This is a genomic window from Aquitalea denitrificans, from assembly GCF_009856625.1.
Taxonomy (GTDB): Bacteria; Pseudomonadota; Gammaproteobacteria; order Burkholderiales; family Chromobacteriaceae; genus Aquitalea; species Aquitalea denitrificans.
This window is the reverse complement of record NZ_CP047241.1, coordinates 3,947,009-3,960,327: the sequence shown is the minus strand read 5'-3', so window position 1 is coordinate 3,960,327 and position 13,319 is coordinate 3,947,009. Positions and strand designations below refer to the sequence as shown.

Annotated in this window: 23 protein-coding genes; 22 read left to right on the top strand and 1 reads right to left on the bottom strand. The window is 53.5% G+C overall.

Annotated features, from left to right (window positions below; all coding sequences use genetic code 11):
• The first annotated feature begins 9 nt into the window (after window positions 1-9).
• From rpsC to rplQ, 21 genes are all read left to right on the top strand, one after another.
• The gene (rpsC, locus tag GSR16_RS18330) at window positions 10-711 is read left to right on the top strand and encodes a 30S ribosomal protein S3 (RefSeq protein ID WP_045846870.1); all 702 of its coding nucleotides are present in this window, start codon (window positions 10-12) and stop codon (window positions 709-711) included.
• Complete coding sequence (rplP, locus tag GSR16_RS18325; RefSeq protein WP_045846871.1) at window positions 695-1,111, top strand: 50S ribosomal protein L16; 417 nt, start codon at window positions 695-697, stop codon at window positions 1,109-1,111. Before rpsC ends, rplP begins: the two co-directional genes overlap by 17 nt.
• On the top strand, window positions 1,111-1,299 hold the full coding sequence (gene rpmC / locus GSR16_RS18320) for a 50S ribosomal protein L29 (protein ID WP_021478360.1): 189 nt from the start codon (window positions 1,111-1,113) through the stop codon (window positions 1,297-1,299). Before rplP ends, rpmC begins: the two co-directional genes overlap by 1 nt.
• 1 nt (window position 1,300) lies before the next feature.
• Complete coding sequence (gene rpsQ, locus GSR16_RS18315; protein WP_045846872.1) at window positions 1,301-1,564, top strand: 30S ribosomal protein S17; 264 nt, start codon at window positions 1,301-1,303, stop codon at window positions 1,562-1,564.
• A gap of 205 nt (window positions 1,565-1,769) precedes the next feature.
• Window positions 1,770-2,138, top strand: a complete 369-nt coding sequence (rplN, locus tag GSR16_RS18310; protein WP_043579386.1) for a 50S ribosomal protein L14 — start codon at window positions 1,770-1,772, stop codon at window positions 2,136-2,138.
• A 9-nt stretch (window positions 2,139-2,147) separates the two neighbouring features.
• Complete coding sequence (gene rplX / locus GSR16_RS18305) at window positions 2,148-2,462, top strand: 50S ribosomal protein L24 (RefSeq protein ID WP_045846873.1); 315 nt, start codon at window positions 2,148-2,150, stop codon at window positions 2,460-2,462.
• 12 nt (window positions 2,463-2,474) lie between these two features.
• Entirely contained in the window at window positions 2,475-3,014 is a 540-nt protein-coding gene (gene rplE / locus GSR16_RS18300) for a 50S ribosomal protein L5 (RefSeq protein ID WP_045846874.1), read from the top strand.
• A gap of 4 nt (window positions 3,015-3,018) precedes the next feature.
• A complete protein-coding gene (rpsN, locus tag GSR16_RS18295) occupies window positions 3,019-3,324 on the top strand; it encodes a 30S ribosomal protein S14 (protein ID WP_045846875.1) in 306 nt (101 codons plus the stop codon).
• A gap of 14 nt (window positions 3,325-3,338) precedes the next feature.
• Window positions 3,339-3,734, top strand: a complete 396-nt coding sequence (gene rpsH / locus GSR16_RS18290; RefSeq protein WP_045846876.1) for a 30S ribosomal protein S8 — start codon at window positions 3,339-3,341, stop codon at window positions 3,732-3,734.
• A gap of 9 nt (window positions 3,735-3,743) precedes the next feature.
• Window positions 3,744-4,277: a 50S ribosomal protein L6 gene (gene rplF, locus GSR16_RS18285; RefSeq protein ID WP_045846877.1), complete on the top strand. Its 534-nt coding sequence runs from the start codon at window positions 3,744-3,746 to the stop codon at window positions 4,275-4,277.
• A 13-nt stretch (window positions 4,278-4,290) separates the two neighbouring features.
• Window positions 4,291-4,644: a 50S ribosomal protein L18 gene (rplR, locus tag GSR16_RS18280; RefSeq protein WP_045846878.1), complete on the top strand. Its 354-nt coding sequence runs from the start codon at window positions 4,291-4,293 to the stop codon at window positions 4,642-4,644.
• A gap of 13 nt (window positions 4,645-4,657) precedes the next feature.
• Complete coding sequence (gene rpsE / locus GSR16_RS18275; RefSeq protein ID WP_159879908.1) at window positions 4,658-5,176, top strand: 30S ribosomal protein S5; 519 nt, start codon at window positions 4,658-4,660, stop codon at window positions 5,174-5,176.
• Entirely contained in the window at window positions 5,169-5,354 is a 186-nt protein-coding gene (gene rpmD, locus GSR16_RS18270; protein ID WP_059284787.1) for a 50S ribosomal protein L30, read from the top strand. The genes rpsE and rpmD overlap by 8 nt, the downstream gene beginning before the upstream one ends.
• A gap of 3 nt (window positions 5,355-5,357) precedes the next feature.
• The gene (gene rplO, locus GSR16_RS18265) at window positions 5,358-5,789 is read left to right on the top strand and encodes a 50S ribosomal protein L15 (RefSeq protein ID WP_159879905.1); all 432 of its coding nucleotides are present in this window, start codon (window positions 5,358-5,360) and stop codon (window positions 5,787-5,789) included.
• A gap of 11 nt (window positions 5,790-5,800) precedes the next feature.
• Window positions 5,801-7,120: a preprotein translocase subunit SecY gene (gene secY, locus GSR16_RS18260; protein WP_159879903.1), complete on the top strand. Its 1,320-nt coding sequence runs from the start codon at window positions 5,801-5,803 to the stop codon at window positions 7,118-7,120.
• A 270-nt stretch (window positions 7,121-7,390) separates the two neighbouring features.
• Entirely contained in the window at window positions 7,391-7,504 is a 114-nt protein-coding gene (rpmJ, locus tag GSR16_RS18255) for a 50S ribosomal protein L36 (RefSeq protein ID WP_011137711.1), read from the top strand.
• Window positions 7,505-7,574: 70 nt separating this feature from the next.
• Window positions 7,575-7,937, top strand: coding sequence for a 30S ribosomal protein S13 (gene rpsM / locus GSR16_RS18250; RefSeq protein WP_089083689.1), 363 nt, complete (start codon window positions 7,575-7,577; stop codon window positions 7,935-7,937).
• A gap of 16 nt (window positions 7,938-7,953) precedes the next feature.
• On the top strand, window positions 7,954-8,349 hold the full coding sequence (gene rpsK, locus GSR16_RS18245) for a 30S ribosomal protein S11 (protein ID WP_008955659.1): 396 nt from the start codon (window positions 7,954-7,956) through the stop codon (window positions 8,347-8,349).
• 18 nt (window positions 8,350-8,367) lie between these two features.
• Window positions 8,368-8,988 (top strand): 30S ribosomal protein S4, encoded by a 621-nt coding sequence (rpsD, locus tag GSR16_RS18240; protein ID WP_045846884.1) that lies wholly within the window; start codon window positions 8,368-8,370, stop codon window positions 8,986-8,988.
• A gap of 23 nt (window positions 8,989-9,011) precedes the next feature.
• The gene (locus GSR16_RS18235) at window positions 9,012-9,995 is read left to right on the top strand and encodes a DNA-directed RNA polymerase subunit alpha (protein WP_159879901.1); all 984 of its coding nucleotides are present in this window, start codon (window positions 9,012-9,014) and stop codon (window positions 9,993-9,995) included.
• Window positions 9,996-10,019: 24 nt separating this feature from the next.
• On the top strand, window positions 10,020-10,415 hold the full coding sequence (rplQ, locus tag GSR16_RS18230; RefSeq protein ID WP_045846886.1) for a 50S ribosomal protein L17: 396 nt from the start codon (window positions 10,020-10,022) through the stop codon (window positions 10,413-10,415).
• Window positions 10,416-10,503: 88 nt separating this feature from the next.
• Here the strand turns inward: rplQ and GSR16_RS18225 are convergent, their stop codons facing one another.
• Entirely contained in the window at window positions 10,504-11,301 is a 798-nt protein-coding gene (locus GSR16_RS18225) for an MOSC domain-containing protein (protein ID WP_159879899.1), read from the bottom strand.
• 360 nt (window positions 11,302-11,661) lie between these two features.
• On the opposite strand from GSR16_RS18225, the gene GSR16_RS18220 reads away from it, so the two are divergent.
• Entirely contained in the window at window positions 11,662-13,302 is a 1,641-nt protein-coding gene (locus GSR16_RS18220) for a methyl-accepting chemotaxis protein (RefSeq protein ID WP_159879897.1), read from the top strand.
• Window positions 13,303-13,319 lie beyond the last annotated feature (17 nt).

The following is a 13,319-nucleotide window of genomic DNA, read 5'->3' as shown; positions in this document are numbered from 1 at the left end:
GGGTAAGAAATGGGTCAGAAGATTCATCCGACGGGATTCCGTCTTGCCGTTAACAAAAACTGGTCTTCCAAGTGGTTCGCCAATTCGAAGAACTTCCCGGAAATGCTGATGCAAGACCTGGAAGTGCGCGAATACCTGAAGAAGCGCCTGGGTCATGCGGCTGTTGGTCGTGTCACCATCGAGCGTCCGGCCAAGTCCGCACGCATTACCATTCACAGTGCCCGTCCGGGTGTTGTGATCGGTAAAAAGGGTGAGGACATCGAAGTTCTGAAGCGCGAACTGCAAGCCCGTCTGGGTGTGCCGGTTCACGTGAATATCGAAGAAGTTCGCAAGCCGGAACTGGATGCGCAAATCATTGCTGATGGCATCGCCTCTCAGCTGGAAAAGCGCGTAATGTTCCGCCGTGCCATGAAGCGTTCCATGCAGAACGCCATGCGCATGGGCGCCCAGGGCATCAAGATCATGTCCTCCGGTCGTCTGAACGGCATCGATATCGCTCGTAGCGAATGGTATCGCGAAGGCCGTGTGCCGCTGCATACCCTGCGTGCCGATGTTGACTACGCTACCTCTGAAGCCAAGACCACCTACGGTATCATCGGCATCAAGGTATGGGTTTACAAAGGTGAGCTGAAGCCGGGTCAAGTAGCGCCGGCTCCGGTTGCGACCGAGAAGAAAACGAGAAAGGGCCCGCGCAATGCTGCAGCCAACTAGACTCAAGTACCGTAAACAGCATAAAGGCCGCAACACTGGTATCGCTACCCGTGGCAACAAGGTGAGCTTTGGTGATTTCGGTCTGAAGGCTGTTGGTCGTGGTCGTCTGACCGCGCGTCAGATCGAAGCGGCCCGTCGTGCCATGACTCGTCACATCAAGCGTGGCGGTCGTATCTGGATCCGTATTTTCCCGGACAAACCGATCACTTCCAAGCCTGCTGAAGTTCGTATGGGTGGGGGTAAGGGTTCTCCGGAATACTACGTGGCCGAAATCCAGCCTGGCAAGATGCTGTACGAAATGGACGGTGTTAACGAGGAACTCGCTCGTGAAGCTTTCCGTCTGGCCGCAGCCAAGTTGCCGATCGCCACTGTGTTTGTAACTAGACAGGTAGGTCAGTAATGAAAGCGTCCGAACTGAAAGCCAAAACTGTTGACGAGCTGAAAGTGGAACTGCTGAGCCTCCTGAAGGCCCAGTTTGCCCTGCGCATGCAGCACGCTACTCAGCAACTCGCCAAGACCTCTGAACTGAAGAAAGTACGTCGCGATATCGCTCGTGTACGTACCGTTCTGAAAGAAAAGGCAGTTTAAGATGAGCGAAACCAAAGTTGTACGTACGCTGACCGGCACCGTTGTCAGCGACAAGATGGATAAGACTGTAACCGTTCTGGTCGAGCGCAAGGTTAAGCACCCGATCTACGGCAAGATTATCCGTCGTTCCAAGAAGTTCCACGCACACGACGAGAACAACGAGTTCAAGGCCGGCGACATCGTAGTAATCAGCGAGTCCCGTCCCCTCTCGAAGACCAAGTCGTGGGTGGTGACTGCCCTGGTAGAGAAATCTCGCCAGGTATAAGACTTGCAAGGGACGAAAGTCCCTTGTATAATGGCCATCTTCCTATTCGTGTCGGATAGGAATTCCGCCCTTACGGGGTCCAAAACTGGCCGTTTGATACGCCACAGCTCGATCTGTGGCGTTTCGTCTGTTTGGTCTTGCTCTTATGCGAGAAACCGGCAGGTGAAAGTGACGGATAAAGTTGGATTAGAAAGGTAATCATCAAATGATCCAAATGCAGACCATGCTTGAGGTCGCTGACAATACCGGTGCGCGTCACGTTATGTGCATCAAGGTATTGGGCGGTTCCAAGCGTCGCTATGCAAGCGTTGGCGACATCATCAAGGTGAGCATCAAGGATGCTGCTCCGCGCGGTCGCGTCAAAAAAGGCGACGTGTACAACGCAGTAGTAGTACGCACCGCCAAAGGCGTGCGTCGTCCGGACGGCTCGTTGATCAAGTTTGATAGCAATGCTGCCGTTCTGCTCAACAACAAGCTTGAGCCGATTGGCACTCGTATCTTCGGACCCGTGACGCGTGAACTGCGTACCGAGCGGTTCATGAAGATCGTGTCGCTTGCTCCTGAAGTGCTGTAAGGAGGTCGCATGCGCAAAATTCGTAAAGGTGATGAAGTCGTAGTAATCACCGGTAAAGACAAGGGTAAACGCGGCACCGTACTGCGCGTTCTGGACGAAAAGCTGGTTGTTGAAGGCGTGAATGTTGCCAAAAAACACCAGAAACCGAATCCGGTACGTGGCGTTGCTGGTGGTATCGTTGAAAAGGTTATGCCTGTTGACGCTTCCAACGTTGCTATTTTCAACCCGGCTAGCCAAAAGGCTGACCGCGTAGGCTTCAAGACTCTTGAAGACGGCCGCAAGGTACGCGTGTTCAAGTCCAGTGGCGAAGTTATCGGCGCGTAAGGAAAAGCAAACATGGCACGTTTCTACGATTTCTACAAAGACAGCGTAGTGCCGGAACTGATGAAACAGTTCGGCTACAAGTCGATCATGGAAGTTCCGCGCATCGAGAAGATCACCGTTAACATGGGTGTTGGTGAAGCTGTTGCCGATAAAAAGGTAATGGAATTCGCCGTGGGCGATATGGAAAAGATTGCTGGCCAGAAGCCGGTAGTTACCACCGCTCGCAAATCCATCGCCGGCTTCAAGATCCGTGATGACTATCCGGTTGGTTGCAAGGTTACCCTGCGCCGTGAACGCATGTACGAATTCCTGGACCGTCTGGTAACCATCGCGTTGCCGCGTGTTCGTGACTTCCGTGGTGTTTCCGCCAAGTCTTTTGACGGCCGCGGCAACTACAACATGGGTGTCAAGGAACAGATCATCTTCCCGGAAATCGAGTACGACAAGATCGATGCTCTGCGTGGTATGAACATTACTGTTACCACTACGGCGAAGACTGACGAAGAGGCCCGCGCTCTGCTGGCTGCGTTCAAGTTCCCGTTCAAGGGTTAAGCACATGGCAAAACTTGCACTGATCAAGCGTGAAGAAAAGCGCGTTAAGGTGGCTGAAAAATTTGCCGCTAAGCGCGAAGCCCTCATCGCTACCATCAACAATCAAAGCCTCTCGGAAGAAGAACGCTTCGCCGCTCGCCTGCAACTGCAGCAGCTGCCGCGCAATGCTTCCCCGGTACGTCAGCGTCGTCGCTGCGCCATTACCGGTCGTCCGCGTGGCGTGTTCCGTAAATTCGGTCTGGGTCGTAACAAACTCCGTGAAATCGCCATGAAGGGCGAAATTCCGGGTGTTGTTAAGGCCAGCTGGTAATAGGAGAACCATAAATGAGCATGCACGATCCTATTTCCGATATGTTGACCCGCATCCGTAACGGCCAAATGGCTTCCAAGGTGGCTGTTGCAATGCCATCTTCCAAGCTGAAGGTTGCGCTGGCGCAGGTGCTGAAAGAAGAAGGCTACATCGAAGATTTCGCCGTTGCCGGCGAAGCCAAGAAGCCTGTTCTTGATATCCAGCTCAAGTACTACGCTGGCCGTCCGGTGATCGAGCGCATTGACCGCGTTTCCCGTCCTGGCCTGCGCGTGTACAAGGGCTCCACCGAAATCCCGAAGGTAATGAATGGTCTGGGCGTAGCTATCCTGTCTACTTCCAAGGGCATCATGACCGATCGCAAAGCACGTGCTGCCGGTATCGGCGGTGAGCTGCTGTGCGTAGTGGCATAAGGGGGTCAAATGTCTCGCGTAGCTAAGAATCCCGTAGCCATTCCGGCTGGCGTTGAAGTTAAATTCGGTGCTGCAGAAGTGACCGTAAAGGGTGCCCTGGGCTCCCTGAGCGCCGCTCTGTGCAATGACGTTGAAATCAAGTTCGACAACAACGAACTGACTTTCGCGGCTAAAAACGACAGCAAGTTCGCACGTGCCATGTCCGGCACTCTGCGCGCCCTGCTGAACAATATGGTGATTGGTGTATCCAAGGGCTTCGAGAAGAAGCTGCAGCTGGTTGGCGTGGGTTATCGCGCCCAGGCTCAAGGCGATACCCTGAACCTGTCTCTGGGTTTCTCCCATCCGGTAGCTCACCAGATGCCTGCTGGCATCAAGGCTGAGACTCCGACTCAGACCGAGATCCTGATCAAGGGTGCTGACAAGCAACTCGTTGGCCAGATCGCTGCCGAAATCCGCGCTTACCGTTCCCCGGAACCCTACAAGGGCAAGGGCGTTCGTTACGCTGATGAGGTTGTGGTTCTGAAAGAAACCAAGAAGAAGTAACTGAGGCACTGACATGGACAAGAAACAAGCTCGACTCCGCCGTGCACGTAAAACCCGTGCTCGGATTGCGGAGCTCAAGATGGTGCGTCTCACTGTTTACCGCACCAACAGCCACATTTATGCCCAGATCATTGATGAAACTGGCAGCAAGGTACTGGCAAGCGCTTCCACACTGGAAGCCGAAGTACGCGCTGACGTTTCCAATGGTGGCAATGTGGCCGCTGCAGCCGTAGTCGGTAAGCGCATCGCTGAAAAAGCCAAGGCAGCCGGTATTTCGACCGTGGCATTTGACCGTTCCGGTTTCAAATACCATGGCCGTATGAAGGCTGTGGCAGACGCAGCCCGTGAACACGGTCTCGTATTCTAATTCGGAGTGAAGAATGGCTAAGCACGAAATGGAAGATCGTGGCGACGGTCTGGTCGAGAAGATGATCAGCGTTAACCGCGTCACCAAAGTGGTTAAGGGCGGCCGTATTATGGCTTTCTCCGCCTTGACCGTCGTTGGTGATGGCGATGGCGGCATCGGTATGGGCAAAGGTCGTTCCAAGGAAGTTCCGGTTGCCGTACAAAAGGCAATGGAACAGGCCCGCCGCAATCTGGTAAAGATCCCGCTGCGTAATGGTACGCTGCATCACACCGTAACCGGCAAGCATGGTGCTACCACCGTGTTCATCCAGCCGGCCAAGGAAGGTACTGGCGTTAAGGCCGGTGGCCCGATGCGCGCTATCTTCGATGCAATGGGTGTACACAATGTTTCGGCCAAGATCCATGGTTCCACCAACCCGTACAACGTGGTTCGTGCAACTCTGGACGGTCTGAACAAGATCTGCACCGCTTCTCAGGTTGCCGCCAAGCGCGGTCTGACCGTTGATGAGATCCTGGGGGTTGATCATGAGTAACGCCAACACTGTTAAGGTAACTCTGGTAAAGAGCCTGATCGGTCGTCTGGAATCCCACAAGGCTTGCGCCCGTGGCCTGGGTCTGAAAAAGATCCGCCAGACTGTGGAAGTGCTCGATACCCCTGAAAACCGTGGCATGATCAACAAGATCAGCTACCTGTTGAAATTCGAGGGCTAAGAGATGCTGCTGAACACCATTCAACCCGGTGCCGGCTCCAAGCATGCCAAGCGTCGTGTAGGTCGCGGCATTGGTAGCGGCCTGGGCAAGACTTCCGGTCGTGGCCACAAGGGTCAAAAGAGCCGTGCAGGTGGTTTCCACAAGGTTGGTTTTGAAGGCGGTCAAATGCCGCTGCAACGTCGCTTGCCGAAGCGCGGCTTCAAGTCGCTGACGGCACGCTTCAATGCAGAGGTACGTCTGTCTGAACTGAACCTGCTGCCGGTTGACGAAATCGATCTGTTGGCACTGAAGCAAGCTGGTCTGGTCAATGCTCAGGCTCTGGTAGCCAAGGTTGTCCTGTCCGGCAAGATCGAACGTGCCGTTAAGCTGCGTGGAATTGCTGCGACTGCTGGCGCTCGCGCCGCTATCGAAGCTGCCGGCGGCAGTATTGAATAAGGCGCACTTACGTGTCGAATACTTCTCTAGTTGGAAATACCAATAAATTTGGTGATTTGAAGCGCCGTATCATGTTCTTGATCGGAGCTTTGATTGTTTACCGCATTGGTGCGCATATTCCGGTGCCAGGTATCAATCCTGCCGAACTAGCGAAGTTGTTCCACACGTCGCAGACGGGCCTGCTCGACATGTTCAACATGTTTTCGGGCGGTGCCCTCTCGAGATTTACGGTTTTTGCCCTGGGCATCATGCCGTATATCTCTGCTTCCATCATTCTTCAGCTTGCATCCGAGGTTCTTCCGAGTCTCAAGCAGCTGAAGAAGGAAGGCGACGCTGGACGTCGTAAGGTAACTCAGTACACACGTTATGCAACCGTTCTGCTGGCCTCTTTTCAGAGCTTCAGCATTGCGGTGATGCTGTTTAAGCAGCCTAACCTGGTGGTGACTGCCCAGTGGGAGTTCTACCTGACAACCGTGGTTTCTCTCGTGACTGGCACCATGTTCCTCATGTGGCTGGGCGAGCAGATTACCGAGCGCGGTATCGGTAACGGTATTTCGCTGATCATCTGTGCAGGTATTGCATCGGGTGTTCCGGCTGCCATTGGCAAGACGCTCACACTGACAAGTCAAGGCTCGCTGCCCATCCTGTTTACCATCGTGCTGTTTGTCGGTGTTGCCCTGATGACCTACGTTGTCGTGTTCGCAGAACGCGGTCAGCGCAAGGTACTGGTCAACTATGCCAAGCGTCAGGTTGGTAATCGTGTCATGCAGGGCCAGAGCACGCACATGCCGCTCAAGCTCAACATGGCAGGGGTGATCCCGCCGATTTTTGCATCCAGCATCATCCTGTTCCCGGCAACCATTCTTGGGTGGCTTGGTAACAATGAAAGCCTGGGTTGGCTCAAGGGCGTGGCTGACAAGCTACATCCAGGTCAGCCGATCTATGTGCTGCTGTATGCAACGGCCATCATCTTCTTCTGTTACTTCTACACCGCGCTCGTTTTCAATCCGAAAGAGACGGCTGATAACCTGAAGAAGAGTGGTGCGTTCATCCCAGGTATCCGTCCAGGTGAGCAGACTTCACGTTATATCGAGAAGATCATTCTGCGGCTGACACTGATCGGTGCAATTTACATTACGCTGGTTTGTCTGTTGCCGGAATTCCTCATCCTGAAGTGGAATGTACCGTTCTACTTCGGTGGCACATCACTGCTGATCATCGTAGTGGTCACCATGGATTTCATGGCTCAGGTACAGTCCTACGTTCTGTCGCATCAGTACGAGAGTTTGCTTAAGAAGGCTAACTTCAAGGGTAATGCCCTCGGCCGGTGACATACGTGTTCTCGCTGGGTTATATGGCTAGGTAAGAAACCTTCCAGATGCAGGGTGAGATTTGGCAGTAGAGCTGCTGCCCTACTGCTGGATCAAACTTGAGAATGGACACGTCGTACTTGGGCGTAAGCAGTCTGTTTGCCAGATCTTGGTGAGCAGCATGTTTGCAAGGTCAGGGTGGATAATATCCCGCCTGGACAGACCGCTGCCCGTATCGTGTTCCGTGCGAAATAACGCACTCGCTCTTTTAGAGTAACGAAAGGAACTGACATGCGAGTACAGCCTTCGGTAAAGAAGATTTGCCGTAACTGCAAAATCATCCGTCGCAATCGCGTAGTTCGCGTGATCTGCACGGACCCGCGTCACAAGCAAAAGCAAGGCTAACATTTGTTAGACCTGACTTTGCGTGTTACAATCGCAAACTTTTCAAGGTCTTAAGGCTTAAGGAAAGAGTATGGCCCGTATTGCAGGGGTAAATATCCCCAATCATGCGCATGCCGTTATCGGCCTGCAGGCAATTTTCGGCATCGGTCAGACTCGCGCCCAGCAAATTTGTGTTGCTGCCAGCGTGAATCCCTCCACCAAGGTGAAGGATCTGACTGAGGCTGAGATGGAAACTCTGCGTGAAGAAGTGGCTAAGTTCACCGTTGAAGGTGACCTGCGTCGCGAAATCACTATGAGCATCAAACGTCTGATGGACATGGGCTGCTACCGCGGCATGCGTCATCGTCGTGGCCTGCCGTGTCGCGGTCAGCGCACTCGCACTAACGCTCGTACCCGCAAGGGACCGCGTAAGGCGATCGCCGGCAAGAAGTAACTAAAGGAACACAGAAATGGCTAAAGCAAACACAGCTGTCCGTGTACGTAAAAAAGTGCGCAAGTCTGTTAGCGAAGGTATCGTGCACGTGCACGCTTCGTTTAACAACACCATCATCACTATCACCGACCGTCAAGGCAATGCACTGTCTTGGGCTACCTCTGGCGGCGCTGGTTTTAAGGGCTCGCGCAAAAGTACACCCTTTGCTGCTCAGGTAGCAGCAGAGCACGCTGGTAAAGTTGCCCAAGAATACGGTGTGAAGAACCTCGAAGTTCGTATCAAGGGCCCGGGTCCGGGTCGTGAATCCGCTGTTCGCGCACTCAACGCGCTGGGTTTCAAGATCACCAGCATCTCCGACGTGACGCCGGTACCGCACAACGGTTGCCGTCCGCCCAAAAAACGTCGTATTTAATTCGGAGAGTGTGAGAACATGGCACGTTATATCGGCCCGAAATGTAAGCTCGCTCGTCGTGAAGGCACCGACCTTTTCCTGAAGAGCGCGCGTCGTGCACTGGATTCCAAGTGCAAACTGGACACTCCGCCTGGTCAGCATGGCGCCCGCAAGGGTCGTCTGTCTGACTACGGTGTTCAGCTGCGTGAAAAGCAGAAAATCCGCCGTATCTATGGCGTACTCGAGCGTCAGTTCCGTAATTACTTTGCGGAAGCTGTTCGTCGCAAGGGCTCCACAGGTGAAAACCTGCTGAAGCTGCTTGAAGCACGTCTGGATAACGTTGTATATCGCATGGGCTTTGGCTCCACTCGTGCAGAAGCACGTCAGCTGGTAAGCCACAAGGCTATCGTTGTGAACGGCCAGGTAGTTAACATTCCGTCTTTCCAGGTTAAAGCTGGTGACGTTGTGTCTGTCCGCGAAAAGGCCAAGAAACAGGCCCGTATCGTAGAAGGTCTGGCTCTGGCTGAGCAAGGTGGTTTCCCTTCCTGGGTGTCTGTTGACTCCAAGAAGATGGAAGGCGTCTTCAAATCTGCTCCGGAACGTTCCGAACTGTCTAGCGATATCAACGAACAACTCGTTGTGGAATTCTACTCCAAGTAATCGCTAGCTCTTAGGGAATGACTATGCAAAACAGCGCTTCGGAATTTTTGAAACCTCGTCTGATTGACGTGCAGCCGGTCTCCGCGACCCATGCACGCGTGTCGATGGAGCCGTTCGAGCGTGGCTACGCCCACACTCTGGGAAACTCGTTGCGCCGCATTCTGCTGTCGTCGATGCCGGGCTTTGCTCCTACCGAAGTGACTATCGCTGGCGTTTTGCATGAGTATTCCGCTCTTGATGGCGTGCGTGAGGATGTCGTAGACATCCTCCTCAACCTCAAGGGCGTAGTGCTTAAGCTGCATGGTCGTGACAGTGTTGTGCTGACCCTGAAAAAGGAAGGCGAAGGCGCTGTCTTGGCTGGCGATATCGAGTTGCCGCATGATGTTGAAGTGATCAATCCGGAACACGTGATTGCTCATCTCTCCGTTGGTGGCAAAATCGACATGGAGATCAAGGTCGAAAAAGGCCGTGGCTATCAGCCCGTGTCTGTTCGTTCCATTCATGAAGAAAACCGTTCCATCGGTACCATTCAACTGGATGCTTCCTTCTCGCCGGTTCGCCGTGTGAGCTTTGCTGTGGAAAGCGCCCGTGTTGAACAACGTACTGACCTCGACCGTCTGGTTCTCGATATTGAGACCAATGGCGTGATCGAACCGGAACAGGCCGTGCGTAATGCTGCACGTATTCTGATGGATCAGCTGTCGATCTTTGCTGACCTCCAAGGCACAGCGGTTGAAGAAGTCGTTGAAAAGGCGCCGCCGATCGATCCGATCTTGCTGCGTCCGGTAGACGATCTTGAACTGACGGTTCGTTCGGCCAACTGCCTGAAGGCTGAGAACATTTATTACATCGGCGATCTGATCCAGCGTACTGAAACCGAGCTTCTGAAGACTCCGAACCTCGGTCGCAAATCGCTGAACGAGATCAAAGAAGTTCTCGCTTCCAAGGGCCTGACTCTCGGCATGAAGCTTGAGAATTGGCCTCCGGCTGGTCTGGAAAAGCCGTAAGTTTGAGACTAAAGGACATTAACAATGCGTCATCGTTACAGTAATCGTAAACTGAACCGCACGACCAGCCATCGTCTGGCGATGCTGCGCAACATGGCGAATTCGCTGCTGAAGCACGAAGTTATCGTGACCACGCTGCCGAAAGCCAAGGAACTGCGTCGTGTGGCCGAGCCGCTGATTACGCTCGGCAAAAAGCCGTCTCTCGCCAACCGTCGTCTGGCGTTTGACCGCACTCGTGACCGCGATATCGTGGTTAAACTCTTCGACGTTCTCGGTCCGCGCTTCTCCGCCCGCAATGGTGGTTATGTGCGTATTCTGAAGTACGGTTTCCGTAAGGGCGACAACGCCCCGCTGGCTCTGGTTGAGCTGGTAGACCGTGCTGAAGATGCCGTTGCCGTTGTAGATGACTCCGCTGAATAATATTCGGTGAAGTTGAGAAAAAAGCCAGCGAAAGCTGGCTTTTTTCATTTTTGCGGCGCAAACAGCAATTATCCGTCGTGCCGCTCAGTTAGAAGCTATAGCGTGACTCTACAACCTCTACGTTGGCACCCAGGTCCAGTAGTCCTTCATTTCTCGCTACCAGATTGATACCGAAGCAAATGCCTTCAGGCAACTGTCTGGTACGGATGAGGGTTTTCATCGGTTCGTTTGTGTCTGAGAATTTGCCGGTGTCCGGATCTACTGTCGTCATCTGGCAGCGGGTGCAGGGCTTGGCTACATCAAACACAATTTCGCCGATACGTAGGACACTCCAGTCGTCTTCCTCATAGGGCATAGCACCTGCAACGACCAGATTAGGCCTGAAATGACGCAGACTAACCGCCTGTGGCAGCTCCTGGTTCAGTGCATCCAGTGAGGATTGATTGACCAGTAGATAGGGATAGCCGTCAGCAAAGGACATCGGTTGGGCAGTATTTTTCAGCGTGCGGGTGGATTTCATGCCAAGCCATAGCAGCTTGCATTCAATGCCCATGAAGCGGGTAAACCAGGCATCGACTTGCGGATCACCATGAAGGGCAGTGAAGGCATCTTTCCAGACAGCTGTGGCGACTGATTGCTGGTAAACCTGTGTCATCGCCAGGATGGGGGACTGTCCATCCGCCTTGAGCAGCATGCCACCGGGGATCAGGTCCATCTCGATCAACAACATGCGTGGATAATCACGCGCGGTGAGATATTGCCCCGCAGGTGTCACCAGCAGCCACTCTCTGTCATGTAGTAGTCCCTGCAGGCTGGCATATGCACGGCTATAAGCGATGCCTCGTGCTGACTTCATTGGGTGCACGAACATGTGAGTGAGTTGCATGTTGTCTCCTGTTTGATGGCAAAGCCAAATGGCGATCCTAGCACTCCAGTTGTCTGTGTGCTGCAACTTATCTCCCGATGTCTTTGTGTCCTTGTATGTCGTCCATGCTCTTGGCCGGTTTCATCGTGTGTGTTCTCATCACTCGCTGGCCCTGAATACCAACTGCTAAATGTAATTTTATTATCCTGTATGACCCTGTTGCGCAGTTCATTGGTGTATTTGATAAAAACCTCAACTAATTTGATAGAAGAACTTGGGTAAACCCCTGTTTTACTTTGTCTATAAAGTTGTAGAATGACGCGGTGATGACAATTAGAGCAGTTGCTTGATAGAAACGCTGCCAACGGGAACAGAGAAAACATGAACACAACTGCCGGTATGACATTGCGCGGCCGCCTGATTGCCTGGCTGCTGCTGGTTGCATTGCTGATCTGCTGTCTCAGTGGTTTGGCTTTGTATAATCAACGTAACAGCCTGCTGCAGGACCGGCAGGATAAAACACGAAACCTTGTTGAATCTGCGATGGGGATCATCAGCAGCTACGAAGCACTGGAAGCCAGTGGCAAGCTGAGTGAGCCTCAAGCCAAGCAGATGGCTGCTGCTGCCTTGATGAGCAGTCATTACGATGGCAAAGAATATTTCTTTGGATATGACCAGAACTGGAACTATGTTATCCATGGTGCCAAGGCGGCCATGCTGGGAAAGAGTGTGTTGGGACTGAAGACGCCGACCGGTGTCGATCTTGGCCAGTTGTTCCAGGATACGGTAGCCAAGGGTAATGGTCAGGGTTTCGCTGCCTATGTATGGGACAAGCCGGGTTTTGATCAGCCGCAGCCCAAGATTTCCTACCTGATGACCAGCAGCCGCTGGCATTGGATTATCGGTACCGGCATTTATCTGGATGATGTGCAGGCCGCCTTCATGAGCCAGCTGTGGCTGACACTGGGTGAGGTCGGCATCATTCTGGCCTTGTTGCTGGTGGCCGGGCTATTCCTGATGCGCAGCATTCTTGGCCAGTTGGGGGCGGACCCGGGCGAAACCATGCGGGTGGTACGCCGCATTGCAGATGGTTATCTAGATACCCATGTGCCTGTCAGTGCCGGTGATAGTCACAGCGTGATGGCGGCTGTGGACCAGATGCAGAAACACCTGAAGCAGTTGGTGCGCGAAATTGCTGATGAGGCTGTACGCCTGTCTCAGATGAGTTCGGATGTGGCGCGCAGATCAGATGCCGTTGTGCGCGGTTCTGATCAACAAAGCGAAGCTGCTGCAGCCATGGCTGCGTCTATCGAACAGTTGACGGTGAGTATCAACCATATTTCCAGTCATGCGCAGGATGCTCGCAATCTGTCGCAGGAATCCGGTCGCTTGTCACGCGAAGGTGGCGAGGTAATTTCCAGTGCAGTCAGTGAGATGCATCGAATTAATGAGTCGGTAGACCAGGCGGCCACGACGATTGCGGACCTGGCAACCAAGACCCAGACCATTTCCAGCATCATGCAGGTGATCAAGGATATTGCCGACCAGACCAATTTGCTGGCACTTAATGCAGCAATCGAGGCTGCGCGTGCGGGCGAGATGGGGCGTGGTTTTGCCGTGGTGGCAGATGAAGTGCGCAAACTGTCTGAGCGTACCGGTCAGGCGACGCAGGAAATTGCGGGCATGATTCAGGAAATCCAGACCAGCTCCGATCAGTCACGCGCTTGCATGGAAGAAGCGGTCGGTCGGGTTAAAACCGGTCTTCAGCTGGCGGTGCAAGGTGGGGAGGCTATCTCGCATATTCGCGACAGTGCCACTGGTGTGGTCGATGTAGTCAATGAAATCTCGCATGCCTTGAAAGAGCAGGGTAGTGCCAGTACCGAGATTGCCCAGCAGGTGGAGTTGATTGCCAGCAGTGCCAGTAGTAATGCTGACGAGTCGGCTGGTACCTCGAAGGAAGTGCAGGCCATGCACACGCTGGCGGATGATCTGCGGCAACTGGTTTCACGCTTTCATGTCTGAAGCAGCTGTCTGATCAA

Excerpts from the sequence above, each read along its gene's own strand:
- rpsN (WP_045846875.1), top strand. The coding sequence starts at position 3,019 with ATGGCAAAACTTGCACTGATCAAGCGTGAAGAAAAGCGCGTTAAGGTG.
- rplX (WP_045846873.1), top strand. The coding sequence starts at position 2,148 with ATGCGCAAAATTCGTAAAGGTGATGAAGTCGTAGTAATCACCGGTAAA.
- rpsQ (WP_045846872.1), top strand. The coding sequence starts at position 1,301 with ATGAGCGAAACCAAAGTTGTACGTACGCTGACCGGCACCGTTGTCAGC.
- GSR16_RS18235 (WP_159879901.1), top strand. The coding sequence starts at position 9,012 with ATGCAAAACAGCGCTTCGGAATTTTTGAAACCTCGTCTGATTGACGTG.
- rpsE (WP_159879908.1), top strand. The coding sequence starts at position 4,658 with ATGGCTAAGCACGAAATGGAAGATCGTGGCGACGGTCTGGTCGAGAAG.
- rplO (WP_159879905.1), top strand. The coding sequence starts at position 5,358 with ATGCTGCTGAACACCATTCAACCCGGTGCCGGCTCCAAGCATGCCAAG.
- GSR16_RS18225 (WP_159879899.1), bottom strand. The coding sequence starts at position 11,301 with ATGCAACTCACTCACATGTTCGTGCACCCAATGAAGTCAGCACGAGGC.
- rplE (WP_045846874.1), top strand. The coding sequence starts at position 2,475 with ATGGCACGTTTCTACGATTTCTACAAAGACAGCGTAGTGCCGGAACTG.
- rpsH (WP_045846876.1), top strand. The coding sequence starts at position 3,339 with ATGAGCATGCACGATCCTATTTCCGATATGTTGACCCGCATCCGTAAC.
- rpsD (WP_045846884.1), top strand. The coding sequence starts at position 8,368 with ATGGCACGTTATATCGGCCCGAAATGTAAGCTCGCTCGTCGTGAAGGC.
- rpsC (WP_045846870.1), top strand. The coding sequence starts at position 10 with ATGGGTCAGAAGATTCATCCGACGGGATTCCGTCTTGCCGTTAACAAA.
- rpmC (WP_021478360.1), top strand. The coding sequence starts at position 1,111 with ATGAAAGCGTCCGAACTGAAAGCCAAAACTGTTGACGAGCTGAAAGTG.
- rpmJ (WP_011137711.1), top strand. The coding sequence starts at position 7,391 with ATGCGAGTACAGCCTTCGGTAAAGAAGATTTGCCGTAACTGCAAAATC.
- rpmD (WP_059284787.1), top strand. The coding sequence starts at position 5,169 with ATGAGTAACGCCAACACTGTTAAGGTAACTCTGGTAAAGAGCCTGATC.
- rpsK (WP_008955659.1), top strand. The coding sequence starts at position 7,954 with ATGGCTAAAGCAAACACAGCTGTCCGTGTACGTAAAAAAGTGCGCAAG.
- rpsM (WP_089083689.1), top strand. The coding sequence starts at position 7,575 with ATGGCCCGTATTGCAGGGGTAAATATCCCCAATCATGCGCATGCCGTT.
- rplN (WP_043579386.1), top strand. The coding sequence starts at position 1,770 with ATGATCCAAATGCAGACCATGCTTGAGGTCGCTGACAATACCGGTGCG.
- rplQ (WP_045846886.1), top strand. The coding sequence starts at position 10,020 with ATGCGTCATCGTTACAGTAATCGTAAACTGAACCGCACGACCAGCCAT.
- rplP (WP_045846871.1), top strand. The coding sequence starts at position 695 with ATGCTGCAGCCAACTAGACTCAAGTACCGTAAACAGCATAAAGGCCGC.
- rplF (WP_045846877.1), top strand. The coding sequence starts at position 3,744 with ATGTCTCGCGTAGCTAAGAATCCCGTAGCCATTCCGGCTGGCGTTGAA.
- GSR16_RS18220 (WP_159879897.1), top strand. The coding sequence starts at position 11,662 with ATGAACACAACTGCCGGTATGACATTGCGCGGCCGCCTGATTGCCTGG.
- rplR (WP_045846878.1), top strand. The coding sequence starts at position 4,291 with ATGGACAAGAAACAAGCTCGACTCCGCCGTGCACGTAAAACCCGTGCT.